24 protein-coding genes are annotated in these 24,923 nt (G+C 72.9%); 8 read left to right on the top strand and 16 right to left on the bottom strand.

The features are described 5' to 3' along the window. Positions 1–58 precede the first annotated feature (58 nt). Complete coding sequence (locus DWB68_RS00560; RefSeq protein WP_233548526.1) at positions 59–505, bottom strand: PLD nuclease N-terminal domain-containing protein; 447 nt, start codon at positions 503–505, stop codon at positions 59–61. Between the two features lie 81 nt (positions 506–586). On the opposite strand from DWB68_RS00560, the gene DWB68_RS00555 reads away from it, so the two are divergent. After that, positions 587–940, top strand: a complete 354-nt coding sequence (locus DWB68_RS00555) for a DUF4229 domain-containing protein (RefSeq protein ID WP_119423185.1) — start codon at positions 587–589, stop codon at positions 938–940. A gap of 164 nt (positions 941–1,104) precedes the next feature. On the opposite strand, the gene DWB68_RS00550 is transcribed toward DWB68_RS00555, so the two are convergent. The 9 genes from DWB68_RS00550 to DWB68_RS00510 all read right to left on the bottom strand — a co-directional run bounded on the left by DWB68_RS00550 (position 1,105) and on the right by DWB68_RS00510 (position 9,251). Continuing rightward, positions 1,105–1,989: a 1,4-dihydroxy-2-naphthoate polyprenyltransferase gene (locus tag DWB68_RS00550; RefSeq protein WP_119423184.1), complete on the bottom strand. Its 885-nt coding sequence runs from the start codon at positions 1,987–1,989 to the stop codon at positions 1,105–1,107. 98 nt (positions 1,990–2,087) lie between these two features. Further along, positions 2,088–3,308 carry an AMP-binding protein gene (locus tag DWB68_RS00545; protein ID WP_119423183.1) on the bottom strand — a complete coding sequence of 407 codons (1,221 nt, stop codon included), beginning with the start codon at positions 3,306–3,308 and terminating at the stop codon, positions 2,088–2,090. 14 nt (positions 3,309–3,322) lie between these two features. After that, a complete protein-coding gene (locus DWB68_RS00540) occupies positions 3,323–4,273 on the bottom strand; it encodes a 1,4-dihydroxy-2-naphthoyl-CoA synthase (RefSeq protein ID WP_119423182.1) in 951 nt (316 codons plus the stop codon). A gap of 110 nt (positions 4,274–4,383) precedes the next feature. Then, on the bottom strand, positions 4,384–4,698 hold the full coding sequence (locus DWB68_RS00535; RefSeq protein WP_119423181.1) for a hypothetical protein: 315 nt from the start codon (positions 4,696–4,698) through the stop codon (positions 4,384–4,386). A gap of 60 nt (positions 4,699–4,758) precedes the next feature. After that, positions 4,759–5,460: a lysoplasmalogenase family protein gene (locus DWB68_RS00530; RefSeq protein WP_119423180.1), complete on the bottom strand. Its 702-nt coding sequence runs from the start codon at positions 5,458–5,460 to the stop codon at positions 4,759–4,761. Continuing rightward, positions 5,457–5,981: a PaaI family thioesterase gene (locus DWB68_RS00525; protein WP_119423179.1), complete on the bottom strand. Its 525-nt coding sequence runs from the start codon at positions 5,979–5,981 to the stop codon at positions 5,457–5,459. The genes DWB68_RS00530 and DWB68_RS00525 overlap by 4 nt, the downstream gene beginning before the upstream one ends. A 9-nt stretch (positions 5,982–5,990) precedes the next feature. Continuing rightward, on the bottom strand, positions 5,991–7,385 hold the full coding sequence (locus DWB68_RS00520; protein ID WP_119423178.1) for an acyltransferase family protein: 1,395 nt from the start codon (positions 7,383–7,385) through the stop codon (positions 5,991–5,993). A gap of 127 nt (positions 7,386–7,512) precedes the next feature. Then, positions 7,513–8,184, bottom strand: coding sequence for a response regulator (locus DWB68_RS00515; protein ID WP_199700331.1), 672 nt, complete (start codon positions 8,182–8,184; stop codon positions 7,513–7,515). Beyond that, complete coding sequence (locus tag DWB68_RS00510; protein ID WP_147391533.1) at positions 8,181–9,251, bottom strand: sensor histidine kinase; 1,071 nt, start codon at positions 9,249–9,251, stop codon at positions 8,181–8,183. The genes DWB68_RS00515 and DWB68_RS00510 overlap by 4 nt, the downstream gene beginning before the upstream one ends. 181 nt (positions 9,252–9,432) lie before the next feature. Here DWB68_RS00510 and DWB68_RS00505 point away from each other — a divergent pair, with 181 nt between their 5' ends. The 5 genes from DWB68_RS00505 to DWB68_RS00485 all read left to right on the top strand — a co-directional run bounded on the left by DWB68_RS00505 (position 9,433) and on the right by DWB68_RS00485 (position 15,026). Then, a complete protein-coding gene (locus DWB68_RS00505) occupies positions 9,433–10,659 on the top strand; it encodes an acetyl-CoA C-acyltransferase (protein WP_119423176.1) in 1,227 nt (408 codons plus the stop codon). 77 nt (positions 10,660–10,736) lie between these two features. After that, positions 10,737–11,486 carry an enoyl-CoA hydratase/isomerase family protein gene (locus tag DWB68_RS00500; protein WP_233548538.1) on the top strand — a complete coding sequence of 250 codons (750 nt, stop codon included), beginning with the start codon at positions 10,737–10,739 and terminating at the stop codon, positions 11,484–11,486. Then, the gene (locus tag DWB68_RS00495; protein ID WP_119423174.1) at positions 11,486–12,334 is read left to right on the top strand and encodes a 3-hydroxyacyl-CoA dehydrogenase family protein; all 849 of its coding nucleotides are present in this window, start codon (positions 11,486–11,488) and stop codon (positions 12,332–12,334) included. Before DWB68_RS00500 ends, DWB68_RS00495 begins: the two co-directional genes overlap by 1 nt. Positions 12,335–12,403: 69 nt before the next feature. After that, positions 12,404–13,651 carry a hypothetical protein gene (locus tag DWB68_RS00490; RefSeq protein WP_119423173.1) on the top strand — a complete coding sequence of 416 codons (1,248 nt, stop codon included), beginning with the start codon at positions 12,404–12,406 and terminating at the stop codon, positions 13,649–13,651. A gap of 121 nt (positions 13,652–13,772) precedes the next feature. Continuing rightward, on the top strand, positions 13,773–15,026 hold the full coding sequence (locus tag DWB68_RS00485) for a cytochrome P450 (protein ID WP_119423172.1): 1,254 nt from the start codon (positions 13,773–13,775) through the stop codon (positions 15,024–15,026). On the opposite strand, the gene DWB68_RS00480 is transcribed toward DWB68_RS00485, so the two are convergent. From DWB68_RS00480 to DWB68_RS00465, 4 genes are read right to left on the bottom strand one after another with little or no spacing between them, the layout of a single operon-like run. After that, the gene (locus DWB68_RS00480; RefSeq protein ID WP_158588157.1) at positions 15,027–15,947 is read right to left on the bottom strand and encodes an NAD-dependent epimerase/dehydratase family protein; all 921 of its coding nucleotides are present in this window, start codon (positions 15,945–15,947) and stop codon (positions 15,027–15,029) included. It lies immediately after the preceding gene. Next, positions 15,944–17,632, bottom strand: coding sequence for a class I adenylate-forming enzyme family protein (locus tag DWB68_RS00475; RefSeq protein ID WP_119423171.1), 1,689 nt, complete (start codon positions 17,630–17,632; stop codon positions 15,944–15,946). Before DWB68_RS00475 ends, DWB68_RS00480 begins: the two co-directional genes overlap by 4 nt. Next, the gene (locus DWB68_RS00470; protein WP_119423170.1) at positions 17,625–19,610 is read right to left on the bottom strand and encodes a cytochrome P450; all 1,986 of its coding nucleotides are present in this window, start codon (positions 19,608–19,610) and stop codon (positions 17,625–17,627) included. The genes DWB68_RS00475 and DWB68_RS00470 overlap by 8 nt, the downstream gene beginning before the upstream one ends. Further along, complete coding sequence (locus DWB68_RS00465) at positions 19,610–20,614, bottom strand: 3-oxoacyl-ACP synthase III family protein (RefSeq protein ID WP_119423169.1); 1,005 nt, start codon at positions 20,612–20,614, stop codon at positions 19,610–19,612. Before DWB68_RS00465 ends, DWB68_RS00470 begins: the two co-directional genes overlap by 1 nt. A 366-nt stretch (positions 20,615–20,980) precedes the next feature. Here DWB68_RS00465 and DWB68_RS00460 point away from each other — a divergent pair, with 366 nt between their 5' ends. Both DWB68_RS00460 and DWB68_RS00455 read left to right on the top strand, forming a co-directional pair. Then, a complete protein-coding gene (locus DWB68_RS00460; RefSeq protein WP_119423168.1) occupies positions 20,981–21,583 on the top strand; it encodes a GNAT family N-acetyltransferase in 603 nt (200 codons plus the stop codon). A 214-nt stretch (positions 21,584–21,797) separates the two neighbouring features. Beyond that, positions 21,798–23,498, top strand: coding sequence for an ABC-F family ATP-binding cassette domain-containing protein (locus DWB68_RS00455; protein ID WP_119423167.1), 1,701 nt, complete (start codon positions 21,798–21,800; stop codon positions 23,496–23,498). Between the two features lie 15 nt (positions 23,499–23,513). On the opposite strand, the gene DWB68_RS00450 is transcribed toward DWB68_RS00455, so the two are convergent. Together DWB68_RS00450 and DWB68_RS00445 are read right to left on the bottom strand one after the other, a co-directional pair. Continuing rightward, positions 23,514–23,876 carry a hypothetical protein gene (locus DWB68_RS00450; protein WP_119423166.1) on the bottom strand — a complete coding sequence of 121 codons (363 nt, stop codon included), beginning with the start codon at positions 23,874–23,876 and terminating at the stop codon, positions 23,514–23,516. 30 nt (positions 23,877–23,906) lie between these two features. Beyond that, positions 23,907–24,902: an SDR family NAD(P)-dependent oxidoreductase gene (locus tag DWB68_RS00445; RefSeq protein WP_233548525.1), complete on the bottom strand. Its 996-nt coding sequence runs from the start codon at positions 24,900–24,902 to the stop codon at positions 23,907–23,909. Positions 24,903–24,923 lie beyond the last annotated feature (21 nt).

The following is a 24,923-nucleotide window of genomic DNA, read 5'->3' as shown; positions in this document are numbered from 1 at the left end:
GTGGCCTCCCTCAAAGGGGAGGCCACCGGGCCCTCGGTGCGTCGTGCGGGCGGAAAGGCTACTGCTGGGGCGCCCCACCCGGGGTCGTGTCGGTTTCGGTGGAATCGCTTGGCTTCGGGTCTTCGCCTTCGCCCTCCTGCTCGGGCTTGGACTCCGCCTCCTTCTTGAGGCGCTCCTCGCGGGCCTTGAGCTCGGACTCCTTGGCGTTGAGCTTCTCCTCGCGCGCCTTCTGGCGGCGCTGGGTCTCGATGCGGCGCAGGAACTCGGGATCGTCGTCTGGCCCCAGGCCTCGCTGCACGGGGCGCGTGGGGCCGCCGGGCGCGCGGCGGGGTGCGCCGAGCCAGAACCACAGGCCGGCACCGACCACCGGCAGGAGCAGGATCGCGAGGATCCACACACCCTTGGGCAGGGCACGCACGGAGCGTGCGGGGGTCATGATCGCGTGAAACAGGGCGTAGAGGATGATCGCCGCGGCGACGACCACACCCGTCAGGAGCCATCTCATGCCCACCAGTCTAGGGACTGTGGCTGTGTGCCAGCCCACCGGCAGTCCGCTGGCGCGTCCGGTCCCGCCTAGACTGGATGGGTGAAGGTCTTCCTCTACTTCGTTCTGCGCACCGTGGTCTTCGTGGCCGCCGCCTGCCTGGTCTACTTCCTCTTCGGCTGGAGCCGTTGGGGCATGATCGGCGCAATCCTCTCCGCCGTGGTCGGCGCCGTCGTCGCGTTCGCCGTGGGCTACCTGCTGCTGGACCGCCAGCGCCGCGCCGCCGCGACCGAGTTCGGCAACGCCGTCGAGGCCCGCAAGGCGGCCAAGGAGCACAAGGCAACGCAGGCCGAGCTGGACGCCGACGTCGAGGACAACTTCCAGGACACGCTCCGCGCACAGGCCGGCCTGGGGGCCGACGCCCGCACGCGCAACGTCGCCGACGACGAGGCCTGATCCTCCCCAACGGTTTGCTGGACCGAGAACGGTCAGCAAACCGTTCCCGGTCCAGCACCCCGCTTGAGGCGGCGGCTGGGGACGGGGCGGAGCCCCGAGCGACAACAGCAAAGCGCCCGACGCCGTGTGGTGGCGTCGGGCGCTTTTGCTTGCGCTGGGAGGGATTAGGCCAGGCGGCCGAGCACCTCCGCCGCGGCGAAGAGCACCGCGAAAACGATGGCCAGGATGCCCGTGGTCTTCAGGACCGGGATGAGCTCCTGGGGGGACTGCGCGCGCAGCACCGTGCGGGCGGGCGCGAGGCCGGCCACGGAGACGAGCACCGGCAGCAGCATCCAGACGTTGCTCACCGCGAGCACGGCCGGGAGAAGCCCGGCCACGACCACCATGACGCCGTAGGACAGGCGAGCGGGGCGATCGCCCAGGCGCACGGCCAGCGTATTCTTGCCGACCTCGCGGTCCGTGGGGATGTCGCGGATGTTGTTGGCCATGAGCAGGGCCATGGCGAGCAGGCCCACGGAGACGGCGCCGAGCCAGGCCGAGGCGGTGAAGGTGTTGATCTGCGTGACCGTGGTGCCGAGCGTGGCGACCAGCCCGAAGAACAGGAAGACGAAGACCTCGCCGAGGCCCAGGTAGCCGTAGGGGTGCTTGCCTCCCGTGTAGCCCCACGCAGCGAACACGGCGCAGACGCCCACGATGAGCAGCGGCCAGGAGCCCGAGAGCAGCACGAGGCCGAGGCCGGCCAGCGCGGCGACGCCGAAGCACAGGAAGGACGCGGCCTTCACGTGGCTGGGCTTGGCCAGGCGCGAGCCGGTCAGGCGCAGCGGGCCCACGCGCTCGTCGTCGGTGCCGCGGATGCCGTCCGAGTAGTCGTTGGCGTAGTTCACGCCGATCTGCAGCAGCAGCGAGACGAGCAGCGCCAGGATCGCGCGGACCCAGTGCAGCTGGCCGGAGGCGCCGAACGCGGCGGCCGCGCCGACGGCAACGGGCGCGACGGCCATGGGGAGGGTGCGCAGGCGCGCACCGGCGATCCACTGGGCTGGGGTGGCCACGGGTGCGGATCCTTCCTAGACAGGGAAAGCTGACCCTTCATTCTCGCGCCGAAGCAGGCGCGAGTGAAATCGCGTGGGCCGCGTCTCAGGGGTGGGTGTCAGGCCTCGCGGCCCAGGGCCTCCAGCGCGCTGATGCTCGCGCGGCGATCCGGCTTGCCGTTGCCGAGCCGCGGCAGGGCGGCCGGGCGCCATACGAGGCGCGGCACGGCCGGGGCACCCAGGGCGGCGCGGACCGCGGAGGCGACCGTCGCGTCGTCGGGCACTGCGATGCCGGTGCCGGGCGCCTCCTCCAGCACGAGGCCGACGCGCTGACCCCATTCGGGGTCGGAGACGCCGATGACGAGCACGCCGCGCACGCCGGGCAGGGCCTCGATGACGCGCTGCACGGCCTGCGCCGAGACCTTCACGCCGCCCGTGTTGATGACGTCGTCCACGCGGCCGCTCACGGAGAGCACGCCGTCCGTGACCTCGCCGAGGTCGTCCGTGAGGTAGAAGCGCGTGCCGTGCTCCTCGGAGAAGTGCTCCGCGGAGCGCTCGGGGTCGCCGAGGTACGGGCCGGCGACCATGGCGCCGCCGAGGCGCAGGCGTCCGTTCAGGGACTCGGCCGTGACGCCGGGCAGCGGGACGCCGTCGTAGACGCAGCCGCCGCAGGTCTCGGCGGAACCATAGGTGAGCACGACGGCGATCCCCGCCTCCCGCGCGCGGGCGCGGGTCGCGTCGGGGGTGCGGCCGCCGCCCACGAGCACGGCGGCGTAGGAGCGCAAGGCCTCTGTGGCGGCGTCGTCCTCGAGGAGGCGCGTGAGCTGCGTCGGAACCAGGGAGGTGTAGAGCGGGCGGGGAGCCTCCTCGAGGAGGTCGGCGTCCAGCGCCGACTGGTCTGCCAGCACGCGCGTGGCGGCCGTGAAGGCCTCCGGGGTGAAGCGCTCGCGGAGGTCCAACGCGGCGACCCGGGTGTCTCCGAGCAGGGCCCGGGAGAGCACCGCGAGACCGGCGACGTAGTGCAGCGGCAGGGCGAGGAGCCAGTGGCCGTCGCCGCCGAGGCGCTCGCGGGTCGCGGCGGCTGAGGCGGCGAGCGAGGCGGCGGGGAGGGCCGTCCGTTTGGGCATGCCCGTGGAGCCCGAGGTGCGGATGACCGCCGCAGTGCCCGCCGGGGCGTCCTGCGGGAAGGTCTGCACGAACTCCCCGGCCGCGGGGCCCTCGAGGACCTCCACGGCCGGTCCCGTGCCGCGCTGCGCCGCGCCCAGGGCGCCGAGCAGGCCAGCGACGTGCGCACCAAAGGTGCGCGCGCCGTCGTCGGGCAGGGTCAACACGCTCCGCATGCCCGCGCCGTCCCTTAGAAGTAATGCGGGAAGGAGGACCAGTCGGCGTCGCGCTTCTGGAGGAAGGCGTCGCGGCCCTCCACGGCCTCGTCCGTCATGTAGGCCAGGCGCGTGGCCTCGCCGGCGAAGACCTGCTGGCCGGCCAGCCCGTCGTCGGCCAGGTTGAAGGCGAATTTGAGCATGCGCATGGCCTGCGGGGACTGCTTGGCGATGTCGGCGGCGTACTCGAGGGCCACCTCCTCGAGGCGCTCGTGGTCCACGGCCTCGTTGACGGCGCCCATGCGGACCATGTCCTCGGCGGAGTACTCGCGGGCGAGGAAGAAGATCTCGCGGGCGAACTTCTGACCCACCTGGCGGGCCAGGAGGGCGGAGCCGTAGCCGGCGTCGAAGGAGCCCACCGTGGCGTCGGTCTGCTTGAACTTGCCGTGCTGCTTGGAGGCGATCGTGAGGTCGGAGACGACGTGCAGGGAGTGTCCGCCGCCCGCGGCCCAGCCGTTCACCACCGCGATGACGACCTTGGGCATGGTGCGCATGAGGCGCTGCACCTCGAGGATGTGCAGGCGGCCGGCGCGGGCCGGGTCGATGGTCTCGGAGGTCTCGCCCTCGGCGTAGCGGTAGCCGTCGCGGCCGCGGATGCGCTGGTCGCCGCCGGAGCAGAAGGCGTAGCCGCCGTCCTTGGGGGAGGGGCCGTTGCCGGTCAGGAGCACGCAGCCCACGTCCGGGGTCATGCGCGCGTGATCGAGCGCGCGGTAGAGCTCGTCCACCGTGCCGGGGCGGAAGGCGTTGCGCACCTCGGGGCGGTCGAAGGCGATGCGGACCGTGGGCAGGTCGCGGACGATCTCGCCCGCCTCGTTGCGCTCCACCTGCCGGTGGTAGGTGATGTCCTCGAAGTCGAAGCCCTGCACCACGCGCCAGCGGGTGGGGTCGAAGGTGTCCGAGACGCGGGGAGGAAGGGAGGTGCTCACGGGGATGAGTCTAGTGCTGATGCGCAGAGCGCTACTCAGGCCACCAACGCCCACCCGGCGCGGTAGAAGACGTGGCGCAGTGCGTGTCTGGAAGGCGCCGCACCGTGGAACTACTGGATCCGCTCGCCTCTACCTAGCTCGCCTTCCTCGTCATTGACGCTCAGGTGGCCCCCGGCCGGCACACCTTCGAGGGTGAGCAACGTGCGTCCGTAGGCGATCAGCTCGGCGAGCGGATTGTTGGAGATGAAGAAGACGTATTCGGGCTCGCCATCGGCGCCCCGCAGCTCTTCTCCGTCGTCGTACATCAGCGGCGCGACGGTGCCTTCGGCCTCAAAGAGCAGCTCCTCGACATCCTCGATCCAGTCCGTGTCCTCGTCGAGGCGAAGCGGAAAGTGAATTTCAACGATCTGGTCCAGGGCTTCCACGGGGGCTCCTTCGTTGTGTGATCCGGTGTGCTGCATGGTGCCTTGCCGCCGTGCCAGCGGCTAGGCCATCAACGCCCACCCGGCGAGGCAGAACAGCGCCAGGTGGTAGGTGACCATGACCCACGGGCCGTCGCCGGCCACAACGGGATCCAGCGCGCGGGCGCGGCGCGAGGTCAGCAGCAGGTCGGAGACGTAGAAGCTCACGGCACCCGCCAACGCCAGCCACCCGCCCGGCGCCGCGGAGTCGATGCCGGCGGCGATGATGACGAGGCTCAGGAGCGCCAGGTAGGCGCCGGTCATGACCTTCATGCCCGGTTCGGACGTCGCAGTGATGACCCGGCGGGCCCACGTCACGGAGCCAAGCGCAACGATTGCCAACGCCACGAACACGCCCACCCCGGCGGGCCAGCCCTCGCCGTAGGCATCGAGCAGCAGGGCCCCGATGAAGAGCACGTGCGCGGCGGCGAAGGCCACGCCGCCGGACACAAAACGCTTGTCGTCGAGCAACAAGAGATCGCCCAGCAGGCACAAGGCCAGCGCGCCGGTCGCCGCGACGGCGGCCCAGGACGGCTTGTTGCCGGACACGGAATACAGGGACACGGCCACGACCAACAGGGCCGGCACGGTGCCCTTGCTCATCCAGCGCAGCCACGTGGTGGGCTTGGTGCTCAGGTCCCAATCGGCCACGGCCACGACGGCGGCCAGAGCCAAGAGCGTCCACACGCCCCACGCGGGGGCGGCATCGACGACCACGCCGGTCACGCGGCGTCGCCCGCCTCGGCCACGCTGGGAGCCGCCGCGGAAGCGGCGGCCAGCCGCGCGACGTCGAGCGCATAGAGGCTCGACGTCGCCGAGGCCAGGACCGCTCCATCGGCGCGGATCACCTCGGCGTGGGACACGGAGGTGTGCCCGCCCACGTGGTCGGCGTGGCCCACGATGCGCAGCGTGCCGGCCTCGAGCGTCACGGCCTTCAGGAAGCGCACGTGCAGATCCATGGTGGTCCAGACCTTGCCGGCGTCCGTGAGCGTGTCCACGGCGAGGCCGCAGGCGTTGTCCAGGAGCGAGGAGACGAAGCCGCCGTGGCCCGAACCGATCTTGTTCAGGTGCTCGGGACGGACGGTGCACTCGAGCATGACGGTGCCGGGCTCGGCGTGCGTCACCCGGATCCCGAGGTGCTCGTTGAAGGGGGATTCGCTGATCTCGCCGTCGATCATGCGCTGCAGGTACTCCATGCCGGAGAGGGTGCCGCGCAGATCGCGCTGCGGTGAGGGGTCCAGGGCCATGCCCCCATCCTAGGAGGCGCGGGCCTGTTCGGCCGGGCGGGCGGCGCGCCTCGCCGCCGCCACGGAGGCACAGAGCAGGGCGGAGCCGAGCACCCACGCAGGTCCCGTGCCGCCGAGCACGAGGATGAGGAGGGGACCCGCCACGGCACTGGCCGTGCCGGCCACGGCAAGGATCCAGCGCACGACGGCGGTCGGCCGGCTCGGGCGCCCCGCGTTGCCTGCCAGGGTGGCTGGCAGGCCGGGCGCGGTGGCGAGGTGGGCCGCCGGGGCGGCTCCGGGGACCCGGGCGCCGAGGCGCTGGGTGCGCCCGCCGCGGCTGGCCAGCCACCACAGGGTCAGGCCCACGGCAGCGAACCAGAGCGGACGCGTGGCCCACCAGGCCGCACTGGTGGGGGCGGGCAGGAGCGGGCCGGCCCAGGCCAACGAGAGTCCGGCCAGTGCGACTGCGAGGGGCAGGTGCCAGGAGTAGATCGTCATGGCGTGGGCGTTGATCGCGGCGACGGCGCGGGACAGCCCGCCCGGCCAGACGGCGGCGTTGAGCACCGGGCGCACGGCCTGGAAGAGGAAGAGCTGCGCCGCGCCCAGGAGCAGTAGCGCCGTGGTGGGCGGGGTCATGGCCTCGATGAAGTTGCTCGGGTACACCCCGGCCCAGACCAGGAGGGCGAGCATCGAGGCGCAGGCGGCGGCCAGCGTGAGCAGGCGGGCGGGGCGCAGACCCGTGAGCACGGGGGAGTGGAGCAAGAAACCGGCCTGCTGAAGGGCCAGCCACACGAAGACCATGTTGGCCAGGCCCACGGCGTCGTTGCCGGTGAGGGCGCGCACCACATCCACGGCCAGCGCCGCGGCGGCGAGGGCCGCGAGGGTGGCGCGCGGGGCGGCACGGTGCAGGCGCAGCGCGGTCGGGGCCAGCGCGGTGCAGAGGGCAAAGACGGGCAGGAACCAGAGCGGCTGGGCGCTGCGGAAGCCGGCCTCGGCGAGCAGTGCCGGGTCGAGGCCAGCGGAGGCGAGGAGAGCGAGGCCCAGCGTCACCGAGAGCGCACCGGCGGCCACGGCGGGCACAAGCCGCAGCAATCGCGCGCCCAGGCGGCCCGCGCCGTCGTGCTTGGAACCGGCCTTCCCGCGGCCGGAGGCGGCGGCGGAGAAGCCGGCCAAGAGGAAGAACAGCGGCATGATCTGCCCGGCCCAGGTGAGGGCGTCGAAGCCGGACCAGCCTTCGAGCGCGTTGCCCACCGAGGGTGCGCCGCCCGGGGCCCACGCGCCGACCATGAGCGCGTGGAACGTCACGACCCACAGCATGAGCCCGGCGCGGACGAGGTCGACGGCGCGGTCGCGCCCCGGGGGCTGGCTGCCGGACGTGGACGGAGTCCCTGCCTGGGGTGCTGGGCGGGGCGCGAGGGTGGTCACGGTGTCCTTCCTGCTGGCCACCGCTCTGGCGGCCGCGGAATGAACACTCCGTTGAGGGTTGTGTCCGGGGCATCACCCGGGGGAGCGCTTCCTGGCCCCTACCGGAGTAGGGGCCGCGGTGCCCGGCTCAGCCCGCGGGGGAGACGAGCCCGGCGTCGTAGGCCAGGATCACGGCGTGGACGCGATCACGCAGCTGCAGCTTGGACAGGATGCGGCTCACGTGGGACTTGACCGTCTGCTCCGCGATGAAGAGCTCCTCGGCGATCTGCTGATTCGAGAGTCCTCTGCCGATCGCCACGAGCACCTCGCGCTCGCGCTCCGTGAGCCCGTTGAGCCGCAACGCCGCGGCGTTGGGCGTGGCGGGGCGCAGCGCAGCGAAGCGATCGAGGAGCCGGCGCGTGACCTCGGGGGCCAGGAGCGCGCCGCCGTCCGCCACGACGCGCACGGCCTCCACGAGCCGCTCGGGCGGCGCGTCCTTGAGCAGGAAGCCGCTGGCCCCGACCTGGAGGGCCGCGTGGACGTATTCGTCTGCATCGAAGGTCGTGAGGATGATGACGAGCGGCACGTGGGCACCGGGGGCCGGGTCGGAGAGGAGCTCGCGCGTGGCCTCGAGACCGTTCATGCCGGGCATGCGCACGTCCATGAGCACCACATCCGGGTGCAGGCTCCGGGACAGAGCCACGGCCTCGGCGCCGTCGGCCGCCTGGCCCACCACCCGCAGGTCCGGCTGGGCGGCGAGGATCGCTGAGAAGCCGGCGCGGACCATGCCCTGGTCGTCGGCGATGAGCACCGTGGTCACGGGGCGTCCTTTCGGGGGAGGGGAAGGGGGAGATAGGGGAGGCGGGCCGCCACGAGGAAGCCGCCGGCAGGGAGCGAACCCGCGTCGAGCTCGCCGCCGTGCAACGCGGCGCGCTCGCGCATGCCCACGATCCCGTGGCCGCCGCCGGCGGGCCCGGCCGGTCCGGCGCCCCTGGAGGGTGCGCCGTTGGCGACGCTCACGCGCAAAGCCGGGCCGGCGTCGTCGTGCGCCACCTTCACGGTGACTCGGGCGCCCGGGGCGTGACGGACCGTGTTGCTGAGGGCCTCTTGGATGATCCGATAGGCGCTGAGGGCCACGGCCTCCGGCACGCGCCCGGGTGCCGGAACGGAGACATCGAGCGTCACGCGCTCGGCGTGCGGAAGGCCGGCCACGAGGGCCGGGAGCTCGCCCAAGCCCGGCTGGGGCGCGGCCTCGGCATCCTCGCCGCCGCGCAGCACCGCGAGTAGCCCGCGCATCTCGCCCATAGCGCGGCGGGCCGTGGCGGCGATGTCGTCGAACTCCCCCGAGGCCTCCTCGGCGCTCAGCGAGCGCTCGCGGGCGAGCGCCGAGCGCACATCGGCCCAGTTCCGCACGAGCGCGGCGGTCAGCAGGGTGAGGGCCACGAGCCCCGAAAAGGTCACGAGGTCCGCGATGAGCGGGCCGGGGCTGGGGCGGGTGGGGCCGTTGTCGTAGATGCGCACCGTGGCGATGAGCAGCGCCGCGAGGGACGGGGCGAGCAGCGCGGTCCAGCGCACGCGCAGGCTCGCGAGGATCAGCGTGAGCAGGAAGGCAACCATGCTCGTCGCCGAGACGGGCCACGGCCCGCCGGAGGTGGGCAGGGCCGCCCACGACAGCGGACCGAGGACGAGCGCCCCGGCCCAGGCGGCGCCGCGGGGGAGCAGCGGGGCGAGGGCCACGGCCGCCGATTGAATCAGGCAGAGCAGGAGCGCCAGCCAGACATCGAGCCGGTCGACCGTGACGGCGAGCGGGGCTCCCACGGAGAGCACCACCACGCCCAACGCGAGCGCGAGGTACTGCAGCACAAGTGGGGGTCCGGGACGTGGCACGTTTCGGAAGGTATCAGGGGCACGGCGGGGGGCATCCCGCCGGAGGGGTGGCTTCATGAGGCCGCCCCCTACCGGGGTACGGGGCGCGCATTGACGCAGATCACATTCGGCCGGTAACTTCTTACCTGACCGATCGGTCGGAAAATACGCGGCGCCGCGGCGCCCATGCTCGAGGAGTGACATGAGCGAGGCTTTCCTCATCGGTGGTGCGCGCACGCCCGTGGGCCGCTACGGCGGATCCCTGAGTTCGGTGCGCCCGGACGACCTGGCCGCCCTGACCATCAAGGCCGCCGTGGAGCGCGCCGGCGTCCCGGCCGAGGCCGTGGACGAGGTCATCTTCGGCAACGCCAACGGTGCCGGCGAGGAGAACCGCAACGTGGCCCGCATGGGCTGGCTCCTGGCCGGCTTCCCCGACACGGTCCCCGGCATCACCGTGAACCGCCTCTGCGCCTCCGGCATGTCCGCCATCACCATGGCCGCCAACATGATCAAGGCAGGCGAGGCCGACATCGTCGTGGCCGGCGGCGTGGAGTCCATGTCCCGCGCCCCCTGGGTCATGGAGAAGCCCGCCACGGCCTTCGCCAAGCCCGGCGCCGTCTACGACACCTCCATCGGCTGGCGCTTCCCCAACCCGAACTTCCTCAGCGGTGAGCTCTCCCGCGACGGCAAGGCCACCTTCTCCATGCCGGAGACGGCCGAGGAGGTCGCCCGCCAGTTCAACGTGAGCCGCGAGGACGCCGACGCCTTCGCCGTGCTCTCCCACGAGCGCGCCATCGCCGCGATCGAGGCCGGCCGATTCGCCGACGAGATCGTCCCCGTGACGGTCAAGGGCCGCAAGGGCGCCGAGACCATCGTCGACACCGACGAGGGCCCGCGCCCCGGCACCACGGCCGAGGTGCTCGCCAAGCTGCGCCCGGTGGTGGCCGGCGGTTCCGTGGTGACCGCGGGCAACTCCTCCACCCTGAACGACGGAGCCTCCGCCATTATCGTCGCCTCCCCCGAGGCCGTGAAGCGCTACGGGCTGACGCCGCGCGCCCGCGTGATCGGCGGCGCCTCCGCCGGCCTGGCCCAGGAGATCATGGGCATGGGCCCGGTTCCCGCCACCCGCAAGGTCCTCGAGCGCAACGGCGTTGACGTCTCCGAGCTCGGCGCCGTGGAGCTCAACGAGGCCTTCGCCTCGCAGTCCCTCGCCTCGATGCGCGAGCTCGGGATCGACCCCGAGATCGTCAACCGCGACGGCGGCGCCATCTCCCTTGGCCACCCGCTGGGATCCTCCGGCTCCCGCATCGTCATCACGCTGCTGGGTCGCATGGAGCGCGAGCTCAGCGGCGAGGGCCGCAAGCTCGGCCTCGCCACCATGTGCGTCGGCGTGGGCCAGGGCACCGCGATCCTGATTGAGGGGGTCTGAGCGTGGCTGAAACGCACGACGGCGCCGGCTCGGCTTCCAGCCTCGCCCCGGCTCCCTGGGCCGAGCACTTTGTTGCCCTGCGCGTCACCGAGGGCGAGGACCGCGTGGTCGCGGCCCTGCACCGCCCCGAGGTGCGCAATGCGATCGACCAGACCATGGTGGACGAGCTGCACGCGCTCGCCGACCACCTGGAGCGCGAGCCCAAGATCCTCATCCTGACGGGCACGCCGTCGGACCCCGAGGCCGGCACCAAGGGGCTCTTCGCCTCCGGCGCCGACATCGCCCAGCTCAAGGAGCGCCGCCGGGCCGAGGCCCTGGCCGGCATCAACTCCACGATCTTCGACCGCCTGGCGCGCCTGCCCATGCCGATGATCGCGGCGCTCGACGGCTTTGCCCTCGGCGGCGGCGCGGAGCTCTCCTACGCCGCGGACTTCCGCCTCGGCACTCCGCAGCTGCGCATGGGTCAGCCGGAGACCAACCTCGGCATCACCGCCGGGGCCGGCGCCACGTGGCGCCTGCGTGAGCTGGTCGGTGAGCCGCTGGCCAAGGAGATCCTCTTTGCCGGGAAGATCCTGACGGGCGAGCAGTGCCTCGCGGCCGGGCTCATCACCGAGCTCGTGGAGCCGAGCGAGCTGCTCGCGGCGGCCCACGCCCTGGCCGACCGCATCGGCGCGCAGGACGCGCTGGCCGTGCGCCTGACCAAGGCCGTGTTCCACTCGCCCCGCGAGGCGCACCCCGTCATCGACACGCTGGCCCAGGCCGTGCTGTTCGAGTCAGAAGCCAAGTTCGAGCGCATGCAGGCGTTCCTCGACCGAAAGAAGAAGTGATGAGCCAGCTTCCAGCCCGCGTGGGCGTCATCGGCGGCGGACGCATGGGAGCGGGCATCGCGCACGCGTTCCTGGTCTCCGGGGCCGAGGTGGTGGTGATCGAGGCGAACATCGACGCCGCGGCAGCCGCCGCCGAGCGCATCGGCGTTTCCGTGGACAAGTCCTTGGCCCGCGGCCTGGGCGGCACGCGCGAGGAGATCCTCGAACGCCTGACCGTCTCCACGGGCAAGGACGCGCTCTCCACGGTGGAGCTCGCCGTCGAGGCCGTGCCGGAGCTGTGGGACCTCAAGGTCTCCACGCTGCGCGAGGCCGAGTCGCACCTCGCCGAGGGCGCCGTGCTGGCCTCCAACACCTCCTCGCTCTCCATCGACGGCCTCGCCGCCGAGCTCGAGCGCCCCGCCTCCTTCCTTGGGCTGCACTTCTTCAACCCGGTCCCGGCCTCCAAGCTGATCGAGGTCGTGGCGGGCCAGGCCACGCGCCCCGAGCTGGTGGACGCCGCCCGCGGCTGGGTGGCCGGCCTCGGCAAGACCGCCGTGGTCGTCAACGACGCCCCGGGCTTCGCCTCCTCCCGCCTGGGCGTGGCCCTGGCGCTCGAGGCGATCCGCATGGTCGAGTCGGGCGTGGCGAGCGCCGAGGACATCGACAACGCCATGGTGCTCGGCTACGGCCACGCCTCGGGCCCGCTCAAGACCACCGACATCGTGGGCCTGGACGTGCGCCTGGACATCGCCGAGTACCTCGCCTCCGAGCTCGGCGAGCGTTTTGCGCCGCCGCAGCTCATGCGCGACATGGTGGCCCGCGGCGAGCTGGGACAGAAGAGCGGCAAGGGCTTCTACGACTGGAGCTGAGGCCCTAGCGTGGGTGGCGGATCGAGGAACCGGTCCGCCACTTGTCGTTTCTGCCCCAGGAGTCGCTCGATGCGCGCATTCCGCCCGCGGCTGGCCCTGTCCCTTCCCCTGGCGTTCGCACTGAGCGCCTGCACGGACGCCACGGCTCCCGCCCCGAGCACGGGGATCGACGTGGGCACGGCGGCCTCGAGCCACTCGACGAGCCCCTCCGGGGCCTCCACTGCCGCCTCCAGCCCGGCCCCCAGCACGACGGCGAGCGGGACGTCCCAGCCCCGGCTCGCCTGGGGCGACGGCACCGCCGTGGCGTGGGGCAAGGCGGCGAAGCCCGTCCAGTCCACGCCGGCCGATCAGGGCAGCGTGGACCCGGTGGTGAAGGGAGGCACCCCGATTCCGTGGGCCTTCGTGGGCGAAGAGGTCCTCAGCTCCCAGGAGCCCGACGGTTCCTTCGACGGCGGTACGGGCACCTTCAAGGAGTTCCCCTCGCTGGTGCTCGGTGAGCGGGCGCTCGCGACGTCGAAGGGGGTGGACGGCGCAGAACCGGGGCAGGTCCTCGACGCCGTCGAGAACGAGGACTGGGTGGTCTGGGCGGAATCTCCCTCGGCCGAGGCCGGGCCCTCGCCCTGGACCCTCTACAAGGCCAAGCGTGATGGCTCGGCGGTGACCAAGGTCTTTGGCTCGGACGATGTGGGCGAGGAACCCTTCTCCAGCACGCGGCTCGTGCTGGCCCGGGACCACGTGGCCTTCACGATCGGGTCGGTCGAGGGCCGGCACGTCGTGACGAGCGCGCTCGACGGCACCCAGCAGAGCCTCATCCCGGCGCCCGGGGCCTCGGAGGTGTGGGCGGGCACCGACGACACAATCCTGTGGGAGACCAGGGAAGACGGACAGATCAAGCTGATGCGCGCCGTCGTCGACGACGCCATGCCGGCGACGCAGGAGGCGGTGTTGACCGTGTCCGCGCGGGGCTCGGGCGAGGAACTTGCGCCCCTGCGGCTCCTGGCCGCCTCCGACCAGCAGGCGCTCATCGCCACCGGGGACAAGGTCGCGGCGGTGGACCTCCACGCCAAGACGGTGCGGGAGGTCGCGTCCATCGACCCGAGCTCGATGGACGCCTCGGGCGCCGGGGCCGGTGACGGCCGTGTGACCGTTCACGTGGACGGGAGCAGCAGGCCGGGCACGCACGTCCTGAGCATCGCCCCCAACGGCACCGTGCAGCTCCTGACGCTCCCCGCGACCGAGGGAGTGCCCGCGGTGGGCGCCGACCTCATCGCCGTGACCACCCTGGACGGAGACCTCACGGTCCTGGCCGTCGACTGAGGGGCACGAGACCCTGCCCGAGCGGCGCTGTGGCCGCACCGCTCGCTCCGTGCGCCGGACCCGCCGGTATCTGCTGCATCCCGTCCTCCACGTTCTCGCGAAGACCCCCTAAGCTGACGCCATGCCAGTGCGCGAAGAGCTGTCTGCCGCCCCTGTCGAGCGCCGCTTGCGGCTCTTCGCCGATGGGCGAGGCCAGGGTGCGGCCGCGCACGAACACCGCCTGATGCGGGCGGCTCGCCCGGCCCTGCCCGTGCTGAACTGGCTTGGCCAGTACGCCCGCCCGCTCATGAAGCTGCCCCGGCTGGGGTGGATCACCTCGGATCCGCTCGTGGCCCGCGCGCTGCTTAACGATCCCACCCATCTCAGCCTGCTCAGCGAGGGCGGGGTGGGACACCTGTGGGCACAGGTCCTGGGCGACTGGGTCAACGAGCTGTTCGACGGTCCCGGGCATCACGACCTGCGCACCCGCAGCAAGGACCTCTTCACCGCACGCACCAGCGACGCGTTTGTCGAGTCCGCCTGGGGCTCGCGCCTGAGCGAGGCGCGGGCCCACCTCGAGGCGGGCGGCGAGCTCGACCTCGCCGATCTGAGCCGCATCCTCGTGGGGCGCATGGTCGTGACCCTGCTCGGAACACCGGTGGACGCATCGCGGGGCGACGACGCCTATCGCGAGATCTTCGCGACGGGCGAGGAACTGGCCTCGATCGCCCTCGGGACCACGTCCGACACCGTGCTCCCGCCGGACAAGATCGCCGCGGCCCGCGGGATCGTGGAGCGGCTCACCGGGCACATCGACGGCGCGTTTGACACGGCGGGTGGGGACACGGTCGTCGGCAGGTGCCGCGGGCTCGGCCTGTCCCCGCTGGAAACGAAGGGCCTGTGCACCCTGCTCATGGTCGCCGGTACCGAGACGGCCGCCTCGGCGATGGCTCGCATGATGGCGCTCCTCATCGACTCCGGCGAGCAAGTGCGGCTGCTGGAGCGGCCCGAGCGCCGCGAGGACACCGTGCGCGAGGCCCTCCGTGTCACCTCTCCGGCACCGCTCATCGGGCGCTCGGTGGTCAAGGACCTGGAGATCGCCGGCCGCACGCTCAGGGCGGGTGAACGCGTTATGGTGCTGACGTGGACCGCCAACAATGTGGCCGGGGCGTTCGCGATCGATCGGGCCTACCAGCCCCACAACCGACAGCTCTGGTTCGGGGCGGGGCGGCACCTTTGCCTCGGCGGCCCGCTGGCCCGCGCGGAGCTCGACCACTTCCTGACGCTGCTCACGGGCGACGGACGGCCGCTGAGCATTGTGCGCAGGCGCTACGGCCGCAAGGTGCTCATCCCCGCCTACGAAAGCCTCGTGGTGCGCAAACATCCGGCGCGCTGACTACCAGCCCTCGGCCCCCTCGAGGCTCGTGGGCGCCGGCCGGTAGCCGAGCCCCTCGCGGGCGGCGTCCAGGTTGTACGTGTGCTGCCGCCCGATCTGCGCCGCGGCGTACCGCGTGAGCCGCGGCGTGCGCCGCGTGAAGAAGGAGAGAACCTCCGCGGCACCGCCCGCGCCGAGCGCCAGGCCCAGCGGCACCGGCACGATCCGGTGCTCCACGCCCCGCCGCGTCAGGAACTCGCCGATCGCCTCGCCCACCGGGACGGGCGCGGCGTCCGTGACGTTGTACGTGCCCGCCGGCGCGCCGGGCACCAAAGCCAACCCCACGGCGTCGAGCAGGTTGCTGATGTGCGTGAGCGCGTGGAGGGCGGCCCCGCCGCCCGGCAGGAGCAGGCGCCCGCCGCGCACCGCCACCTGGACGCGGGGGAGCAGGGTGCGATCGCCCGGGCCGTAGACGGCGTGCGGGCGCAGGATGATCGCGTCGGTGCCGCTCAGCTCGACCTCGGCGAGGAACTTGGTGCGCGCGTAGCTGCCGCGCTGGCCGCCGGGCTGCGCGTCCTCCTCGCTGGCGTCGATCACGCCGCGCGCGCCGTCGTACACGCTCGAGGTGGAGATCAGCACGAGCCGCGCGCCGGGGAACGCCGAGCGCACCGCGCGCGTGCCGAGCACATTGGCGCGGAAGGCCGGTGCCCACGGGGCGGTGTCGTCGACGCGGGCGGCGGCGTGCACGACGGCGTCCGGCCGGGTTTCGCGCAGGGCCTCGGGTGGGGGAGCGGGCAGCTCCCACGTCACGGTCCGCACGCCCGGGTGGTCGAAGGAACCTGGGCGGCGCACGGCGGCGATGACCTCGTGGCCCGACTCGGCGAGGCGCCGGGCCACCGCGCCGCCCACGAAGCCGCCGGCCCCCGTGACGAGGACCGTCACGGCGCGCCTTCGGAGGCGGGGTCCCCGGGGAGGGCGCCCGGGTGCTGCGCCGCCCAGCCACCCACCTGGGCGGCCAACGCCCGGCGGTCGAGCTTCTGATGCCGCCCGGCGCGCGGCCAGGCGTCCGTGGCGAGGACCAGATCGGGAAGCGCGCCGGCGTCCATGAGCCCCGGCAGGGCGGCGGCCACGGTGGCCGTGAGCGGGTGGCCCGCGTCGAAGCCGACCGGCGGGGCGTCCTCGGGGATGACCACGAGGACCAGCCGGTCGTCGCCGATCCCGTCCGGCACGCCCGTCAGCACGGCGTCGGAGACCCCGGGCAGCCCGGCGACGAGCGGCTCGTAGAGCCCCGGGTACACGTTCTGCGTGCCGCGGATGAACATGTCCTTCTTGCGGCCGAGCAGCGTGAGGCGGTTGCCGTCCAGCCTCACGAGGTCGCCGGTGCGGTGCTCGGTGAGCGGGTTCCCTGGCAGATCCGCGAGGTAGCCACGGGCCAGCCCGGGGCCGGAGAGGATCAACTCGCCGTCCTCGACCCGGGCCCTGACGCTCGGGACCACGGTGCCGGCCTCGTCGCCGCCGTCGGAAGCCGGGGCGGTGGCGAGCTTGGCCAGGCCGTCGCCGATCGCCACGGGGAGCACCTCGGTCATGCCGTAGATGGTGCGGATCGCGGCGTTCGGGAAGCGCTCGTGGATGCGCTCCACGAGCGGGCGCAGCACCGGCGCGCCGCCGAGGGCGATGGTCCGGACTCGGGCGGTCCCCGGCCGGGGGCTGAGCGCGAGGAGCTTCAGGAGCGCGTCCATCGTGGCGGGCGGAGTGAAGAGGACGTCGGCGCCGTCGAGGAGGTCGAGGTAGGCCTCGCTGGGCGCGCCGGGCTGGGTTCCGTGCGGCGGGAAGGTCCACGTGGCGCCGGCGATGAGCGCCGGCACGCCGACCATGAGCTGGTCGGTGAGCACGTTCTGCCCGGCCGCGAGGCCGATGCCCGCCGCGAAATCGCCCAGGCCATTGCCGAGCGAGCCGCGCGTGTGCACCACGGCCTTGGGGGTTCCCGTGGTTCCGGACGTGAAGACGACGAGCGCCTCGTCGCTCTCCCGGCCTCCGGCCGTCCAGGCGCCCGCGCCGGAAGCCGGCCGGGCGTCGTCGTGCTGTGAAGAACGGCCCGACGCCGCGTGGCCGGGCCGGGTGCCCCGGCCCGCCTTCCCGGCGAAGAGGGCCCGGAGCCCGACGGCGCCCCGGGGCGTCCCTGGCAGCCACGGGCCGGCGCGCAGGTGCCTGGCCTCGGGGACGATGCTCGCGTAGGGCGGCAGGTCGAGGCCGCGGGAGCGGGCCAGGCGGCGCAGCGGCCGCGTCGAGGCAAGGTGCAGGAGCGACTCGGCGGCGACCCAGCGCGGGGCGGCAAGCGAGGCGCGGGCGGCAAAGAGGGCGGCGCCGGCACCGGGATCCGCGAAGACCACGGTTCCGCCCGCGTGCACGATGGACAGGGCGAGGACCACGGCGTCGGGGCCGGGGCGCACCGTGAAGAGCACGCGGTCGCCCGGCGCGAGCCCGAGGCGCCTGAGGCTCTCAGCCCCCGCACGCACCCGCCCGGCGAGCTCGCGATAGCCCAGGGAGCGGCGGCCGTAGCGGATGGCGACCGTTCCCGCGGCCGCCGCGTCTGCAGCAGCGAGGACGGACGCGACGAGGTCAGCCACGGTCCTCACCGCCCCGGCGCTGCACGATCAGGCGGGCGTAGGCGGGGATGAGCACGCCGCGGGCCGCCTCGCGTTCGACGATCCGCAGCTCGGGGACGGCGGCCAAGGCACCCAAGAGCAGGTGCGCCTGGGCCATGGCCAGCGGCGCCCCGAGGCAGAAGTGGGCGCCGGCTCCGAACCAGAGGCGCTTGAGGTCCCCCGCCGCCGCGGAGGGGTTGAACGGCGCGAAGGGCGAGGTGGCCCAGTACGTTCCGAGGACGACCCTCTCGCCCGCGCGCAACCGCTTGCCGCCGAGGGACGTGTCGGCGGCGACGCGGCGCAGGGTGACGGGCGTGGGCGCGGTGACCCGCAGCGTCTCGTTGATGGCGGCGTCGGCCGAGGCCTGGTCGTCGGCGAGCCGCGGCAGCCACCCGGAGTCGATGAGCAGGGCGGACATGCGGGGCAGGAACGAGACGAGCGTTTCGGTGCCCGTCACGATGAGCACGGCCACGACCCCCGTGGCGTCCTCCTCGCTCAGACCGAGGCGGCGCAGCCTGGCGGGGACGGTGTCTCCGTCCGCGCGATACGCATCGGCGGCGGTGGCCCGCAGCGAGTCCATGACCGCGCGGGCGTCCGCCTGCTGGCGCTCGGTGAGGCCGCGGCGCGTGAGGGACACGTATCCCGTGACGCGGGCGGCCTGCCGGAAGAAGTCATCCCCCACGACGTCGGTGCTCACGCCGACGAGCCGGGCGATGACGACGCTGGCCGCGTGCTTGGCGTGCTGCACGAGGTCGACGCGCTCGCCGGAGGCGAGGCGTTCGCGCAGCACGGCCGTCGTCGCGGTGAGTGAGTCCTCGACGATGGCGGAGACCGAAGCGGGGGTGAAGAGCGGGCCGATCTTGCGGCGGAGCGCGGCGTGCTCAGGGCCGTCCATGTTGATGAGGACATCGGGGCCGAGGATGGGGGTCCACAGATCGGAGGGCGAGCCGGGGCCGGTCTTGGCAAAGCGTGTCTGGTCGAGGAAGACCTCACGCAGCAGCGCGGGGTCCTTCACAAACGTGCCGACCTTGGGCAGGCGCGTGAACCTGCCGGGGAGGGCGTCCAGGAGCGGGAAGGCGACGGGGTGGGCGGCCTTCATGACGGCGCGGTCGCGGCGCTGGGCCAGCTCTAGGCCGCCCTGGTCCTCGCGGCGCTCGGCCAAGTTGATGGCGCGGTCGGATTCGGGGTCGCGGATGTCCACGTGGTTGGGTCGGTAAGAGTGGTCCTTGTACCAGCGCAGGGTCTTAGCCAGCCCCCAGGCCTTGACGCGGCGGCTGGAGCCGAAGACCACCACGTCGCGCCGCCGCGCGTAGTTCGGCGTGAGGCGGCGGACCGCGTTGACGAGGGCGCGGTCCTCGTGGAGGTCCTCGATGCGCGTGCGGGCGAAGCCACCGGCGGCGAGGTAGAGCTCGGAGGTGATGCCCACGTTGCAGCCGGCGGCCATCATGTACGGACCTTGATACTGGGTGCTGCGGTTGCCGGGCCGGACCTGTCCGAAGGCCTCGGCGACGGCCACGGCGCCCATGAGCGCGCCGATGGTTGCCTTGCTGAGCCCCTCGTCGCGGCGCGGGAGCAGGCTGCCGCCCACGAGTCCCAGGCCCAGTCCGCCCTCCTCGACGGGCGCGAGGCAGCGCCGCAGTGCTGCGGTCCAGTCCTGGCGCGGCAGGCAGTCGGCGTCGGTGCGGCCGAGGATCGTGGCGCCGCCTTCGATGCAGGCGCGCAGGCCCGTGTCCGCCGCGGCGCCGGTGCCCTTCTGGGCCTCGTGGATGACGCGCCAGCGGGTCATGCCCCAGGCCGCGGCCGTCTCCTCGATGAACGCGGCCGAGCCGTCGGTGGAGTTGTTGTCCACGAAGACGACGTCGAAGTCCGGGTCCTCCTGGTCCCGCAGGGCCTCGAGCGTGGGGAGGATCCAGGCGCGCTCGTTGAGGACGGGGACGGCGATGCCGAGCCGCGCGCTCATCAGAGCCTCACCACCATGAGACCGAGGCTGATGCCGCCGGCCAGACCGATGAGCAGGACCAGTGAGCCGGGGCCGATCATGCCGCGTTCCTTGGCCAGCTGCAGCTGCAGGGGCAGCGTGACGGAGGCGAGGTTGCCGTGGTCGACGACCGTCACGACGACCTTCTCGCTTGCCACGCCGAGGCGGGCCAGGACGGGCGCTACGTGGGGGAGGGCCACCTGGTGGATGGCCGCGAGGTCGAAGTCCTCGGTGGTCAGGCCCTCGCGCTTCAGGAGCTCCTCGACCGGAGCGGGGCCGAGCTCGAGGAAGGCCCGCTGCAGGCCAGCGCCGTCCATGTCGAAGTAGAGGCTCTCGGGGTCCTGCTTGCCCATGGTCCCGCCGCCGGGGAGCGTGCCAACGGTCCAATGCCGGGAGACGGAGACGAAGGAGGAAGCGAGGATGCCCGCGTCGCTTCCAGGCTCGGCGGCCTCGAGGATGACGGCGGCCCCGCCGTCGCCCATGACGTAGCCGGGGAAGGAGCGCAGGAACTGTTCCTTGTCCTTGACCTTCCAGCGCACGGCCGAGGTGGGTCCCTCGCCGCTGGCGATGAGGATGCGGCGGTGCACGCCGGCCTCGATCAGCGCCGAGCCGACCTGCATGGCGTTGATGACCGAGTTGCAGGCGTTCTTGACGTCGAACACGGGGGCCTCGAGGCCGAGCTTGTGATTCACGATGTGGCTCGTGGCCGGCTCGATGAGGTCCTGGCTCGCGCTCGCGAAGATCAGGAGATCCACGCCGCCGGGGGAGGCCTCGAGCGCCTGGCGCGCCGCGGCGACCGCGAGATCCGAGGCCTGCCAGTCCGCCGGGCGGACGTAGACGGACTCGACGCCGGTCATGCGCGTGATGAGTCCCGTGGGCAGGTGAAGGCCCGGATTGCTCTCGAGGATCCGGGCCTCCGTCTGCGCTGCGGTGCGGCGTTCCTCGGGAAGGAAGGCCGTGACGGCGGCGATGCGGGATTTATTCATGCAATTAGACTAACTCCTGGCGCGGGTGTTGACCGCACGTTAGCCAAGGATCTTTGCACGGCCGTCGCGCCACGCTGGAAGGTGTCTCGCGGGCCCACGGCGCGTGGCCCTCGCGCTCAGGTCGGCCACCCGCCGTCGGGCATCCTGGGCGCGGTTCGCGAGTGCTTTGTGCCGTCCGCCCTCGTTCGCGAGTGCCGCGCGCCGCCGGCTCCCGAGCGGCACAGGGCACTCGCGGGCACGGGGACACGGCACGCGGCACTCACGAATGCTCGCTGGCTGGGCCCGCCCGAGGCGGGCCGCGACGCGGACCCGGTGCACGACGTCGTGCTCTTTCCTCCCGGCCTCGCCCCGCCGTAGCGTGGGGTTATGAGCGCGCTGAAGCCCCTGACCCTGACTGGCGACCTGGTTCGCCTCGAGCCCCTGAGCCTTGAACACGAGGAGGGGCTGATTGAGGCCGTCAAGGACGGCGAGCTGTGGCGGCTCTGGTACACCAACATCCCCACGCCGGAGGGCATGCGGGCCGAGATCGAGCGGCGGCTGGCGCTGCAGGAGGCCGGCAGCATGCTGGCCTTCACGACCGTCTCGCAGCGCGATCAGCGCATCATCGGCATGACGACGTACATGAACATCGACGCCTCGATCCCGCGTGTGGAGATCGGCTCCACCTGGAATGCCGCGTCCGCGCACGGCTCCGGGACCAACGCCGAGTCCAAGCTGCTTCTGCTCGGCCACGCCTTCGAGGAGCTCGGCTGCCCGGCGGTGGAGTTCAGGACGTCGTGGCACAACAAGCAATCGCGCGCGGCGATCGAGGGGCTCGGCGCCAAGCTCGACGGCGTGCTGCGCCAGCACGTGCGGACCCGCGACGGTTCCCTACGCGACACGTGCGTCTACTCGATCACGGCCGCCGAGTGGCCGCAGACGCGCTCGACGCTGCGCTTCCGGCTCGGGCAAGACGTGGTGGCGAACTAGCCGCAACGGCAGGTCCGGTTGACTTCTCCCAACCGGGCCTGCCACCCTGGAGACGTCCTGTTGTCTGCGAAAGGCTGGACGTTGGATTCCTTCCTCGCGTGAATCGCGCCGAGGCGAGGCCGTAGCGGCCCGCTCGGTGCACCACCGCCGCCTGTTTGAGCACGCTCCCGTCTGAGGTCGAGCGCGCCGCGGCACACCACCGAGGAACTCCATCATGTTGACCCCCAGCGTTGTCCTGGACTCCGTCTCCTTCGCCTTCGACGACGGCCGCCAGGTCTTCGACCAGCTGAGCGCCACGTTCGGCGCCGGCACCACCGGCGTCATCGGGCCCAACGGGCTCGGCAAATCCGTGCTCATGCGCCTCATCTCCGGCGAGCTGACCGCCGCCTCCGGCACCATCTCCCGCCCCGAGCCGGTGGCCGTACTGCCGCAGAAGCTCACGCTCGCGGCCGAGGTCACGGTGGCGCGGCTCCTCGGTGTGGACGCCGTGCTTGTTGCCCTCGCGGAGCTCACGACGGGCGAACCGAGCGCCGAGCGCGCCGCCGAGCTCATGGAGATCATCGGCGACAACTGGGACGCCGAGGACCAGGCGCTCGCCGCGCTCGCCGCGGCCGGGCTCCAACGCCTCGCCCTCGAGCCGGGCATCCTCGACCGCCCCGTCTCCACGCTGTCCGGCGGCGAGGCCATGGCCGTGGCGCTCGCAGGGCTGCGACTCGCGGAGCCGGCCTTCACGATCCTGGACGAGCCGACCAACAACCTCGACGCCGCGGCGCGGGACGCGCTCATCGCCTCCCTCGGCTCGTGGCCGGGCACGGTGCTGGTGGTCTCCCACGACCGGGCGCTGCTGCGGGCTGTCGACGCGATCGCCGAGCTGCGCCCGCGCCGCGTCCGCGCCGGGCGGGCCGACGGCGTGGTGCTCGAGCTCTTCGGCGGGGGCTGGGACGACTACGAGGAGCGCAAGGCGCTGGCTAAGGCAGCGGCCGAGCGCACCCTACGCGGCGCCGAGGCGGTCGCCGGGCGGGAGCAGCGGGCGAGGCAGGCGGCGCTGACTGCCTCCGCCCGCACCGCGGCCCAGGGCAAGAAGGCCGCCGAGTCGATGCCCAAGATCCTCGCCAACACCCGCAAGAACGCGGCCGAGGCCACGGCGGGCAAGAGCTCGGCGCTGCACGAGGCCAGGCTCGGTGCCGCCCGCGAGGCCCTCGACGAGGCCCGCGAGGCCGTCCGCGAGGTGGCCGGCATCGACATCCGTCTCCCCGGTGCGGGCCTGGGGGCCGGAAGCATGGCCCTCGACGCCGAGGTGCCGGAGCTGCCCGGCCGGGTCCTGATGGACGACGGCGTGGAGTTGGCTCTCGGGGCACGCCTCCAGATCCGCGGCCCCGAGCGGGTGGCCCTGCTCGGGCCGAACGGCTCGGGGAAGTCAACGCTGCTCGAGGCGATCGCGCCGGGTGCCCTCGTCCCGGCGGGCGTGATGACGCAGCGCCGCGGCGCCGGCTTCGACGAAGCGCAGAGCGTGTTGGCGAACCTCGTGGCGGCCGTCCCCGGCCTCACCGAGGCCCGCGCCCGCGAGCTGGCCGGGCGCCTGCGCCTGACGGGGGACCGGGTCAAGGAGCCGCTGGGCCGGCTCTCGGGAGGCGAGCGCTTCCGCGTGGACCTGGCCCGCGTGCTCGCCGCCGACCCGCCGCCGCGCCTGCTCATCCTGGACGAGCCGACCAACGACCTGGACCTCGACTCCATCACGGAGCTCGGCGCCGCGCTGGGCTCCTACCAAGGCGCCGTCGTGGTGGTCAGTCACGACGAGGACTTCCTGTCCGAGCTCGGGGTGACGCGGCGCTGGGAGCTCGCGGAACCCGTCCCCGAACCCGTCGCGGAACCCGCCGCCGAGCCCGCCGGAGAGTCGGCACCAGGCGAGGGCTGAGGGGAGCGGAGGGCGTCAGCGGGGCAGGGGCCTGGCCGGGCAGTCGATGTCGACGTCGTCCTTGACGCAGTCGGAGCAGGTGGTGGGGCCCTCGACGTCGTCACCCACGTAGTGATCGACCCACAGGTGGCCGCAACGCGGGCAGGGCTCCCAAGCCACGGGGTACTCGGCAAACGGCCTCTTGCCCGCCTCTCGCTCGGCCTTCTTCGCGAATTCCCTGCGGGCATGGCGCATGGCCCGCTTGCTCGGCGGGGTGCCGTCGGGTGCGGGCCGCTTGTCGCGCCCCGTGAAGAAGTCCGGGATCACCCAGTCCGAGAGGGCCAGCAGCCCGCGTCCGATCCACCGGAAGAGCTGTCCCACGACGTCAAGAAAGTCCACGGCTACATCGTCCCGGATGCCGCGCGAAATCTACTTCCCGGCGCGCCCCGTGAACTTGTCCATCGAGGAATACACGTGGAACACCTTGCCGCCCACCACGTCCCAGGCCCGGGTCGGCAAGGCGGCGCGTAGGGCGGCGCCCAACTTCACGGTCCACGGACGCATGACCACGGGCGTGCGGCGCAGCATCCCGTCCCAGGCGGCCGACGCCGCGGTCTCCGGCGTGAGGATCGGCGTCAGAAACGGCCCGCGCGCGCCCTCGAACATGCCGGTGGAGACGTAGCTCGGGCAGAAGGTGGTGACGGCGACGTGGCGGTGGCCGTCCTTCTCCAGCTCGAGCCGCAGGGACTCGCTCCAGCCGAGCATGGCCCACTTGGAGGATGCGTACACGCTCATGTTCGGGTTCGCGAGTGTGCCGGCCGCCGAGGCGATGTTGAGGATCCGCGCCTCGCGGGAGCGGTCCGCGAGCATGGCCGGCAGGAGGGCCCGCGTGAGCCACATGGGCGCGAGCGTGTTGACGCGCAGCGTGGCCTCGATGTCGGCGGCCGGGTCGTGCTCCCAGAAGCGCTTGCCGCGCACGATGCCCGCGTTGTTGATGAGCACGTTGACCGTGCCGAAGGTCGCGAGCGCGTCGGCGGCCGCCGCGAGCAGCGCCTCGCGGTCGGCGAGGTCCAGGGCGAGCGGGTGCAGCTCGGCCGAGCCCCGCGGCTCCAGCTCGCGCGCGGCCTCCTCGAGCGCAGCGGCGTCCACGTCCCACAGCAGGACGTGGGCGGCGCCGGCCGCCACAGCCTTGCGCGCGTACAGCAGGCCCATGCCGCGGGCGGCCCCGGTGATGAGTACGACGGCGTCGCGCACGGCCTCGGCGCTCGCCTCGCCCTGGGTGCCGCCCTGGGTACCGCCCTGGCTGTCGCCCCGCTGAGCGGCCGTTTCACCGGCCAGCGACCCCGCGCCCGAGGCGCCGGGTCCCGCGGTAGCTGCCCCGCGCCGTCGGGCAGGGAAGGAAAGAAAACACGGAAGCGAGGGCACTGAAACCTCCAAAAGTTACCG

It is taken from the genome of Galactobacter valiniphilus, assembly GCF_003575975.1.
Classification (GTDB): domain Bacteria; phylum Actinomycetota; class Actinomycetes; order Actinomycetales; family Micrococcaceae; genus Galactobacter; species Galactobacter valiniphilus.
The sequence above is the reverse complement of the archived record's forward strand: the minus strand, read 5'-3'. Positions and strand labels throughout refer to the sequence as shown.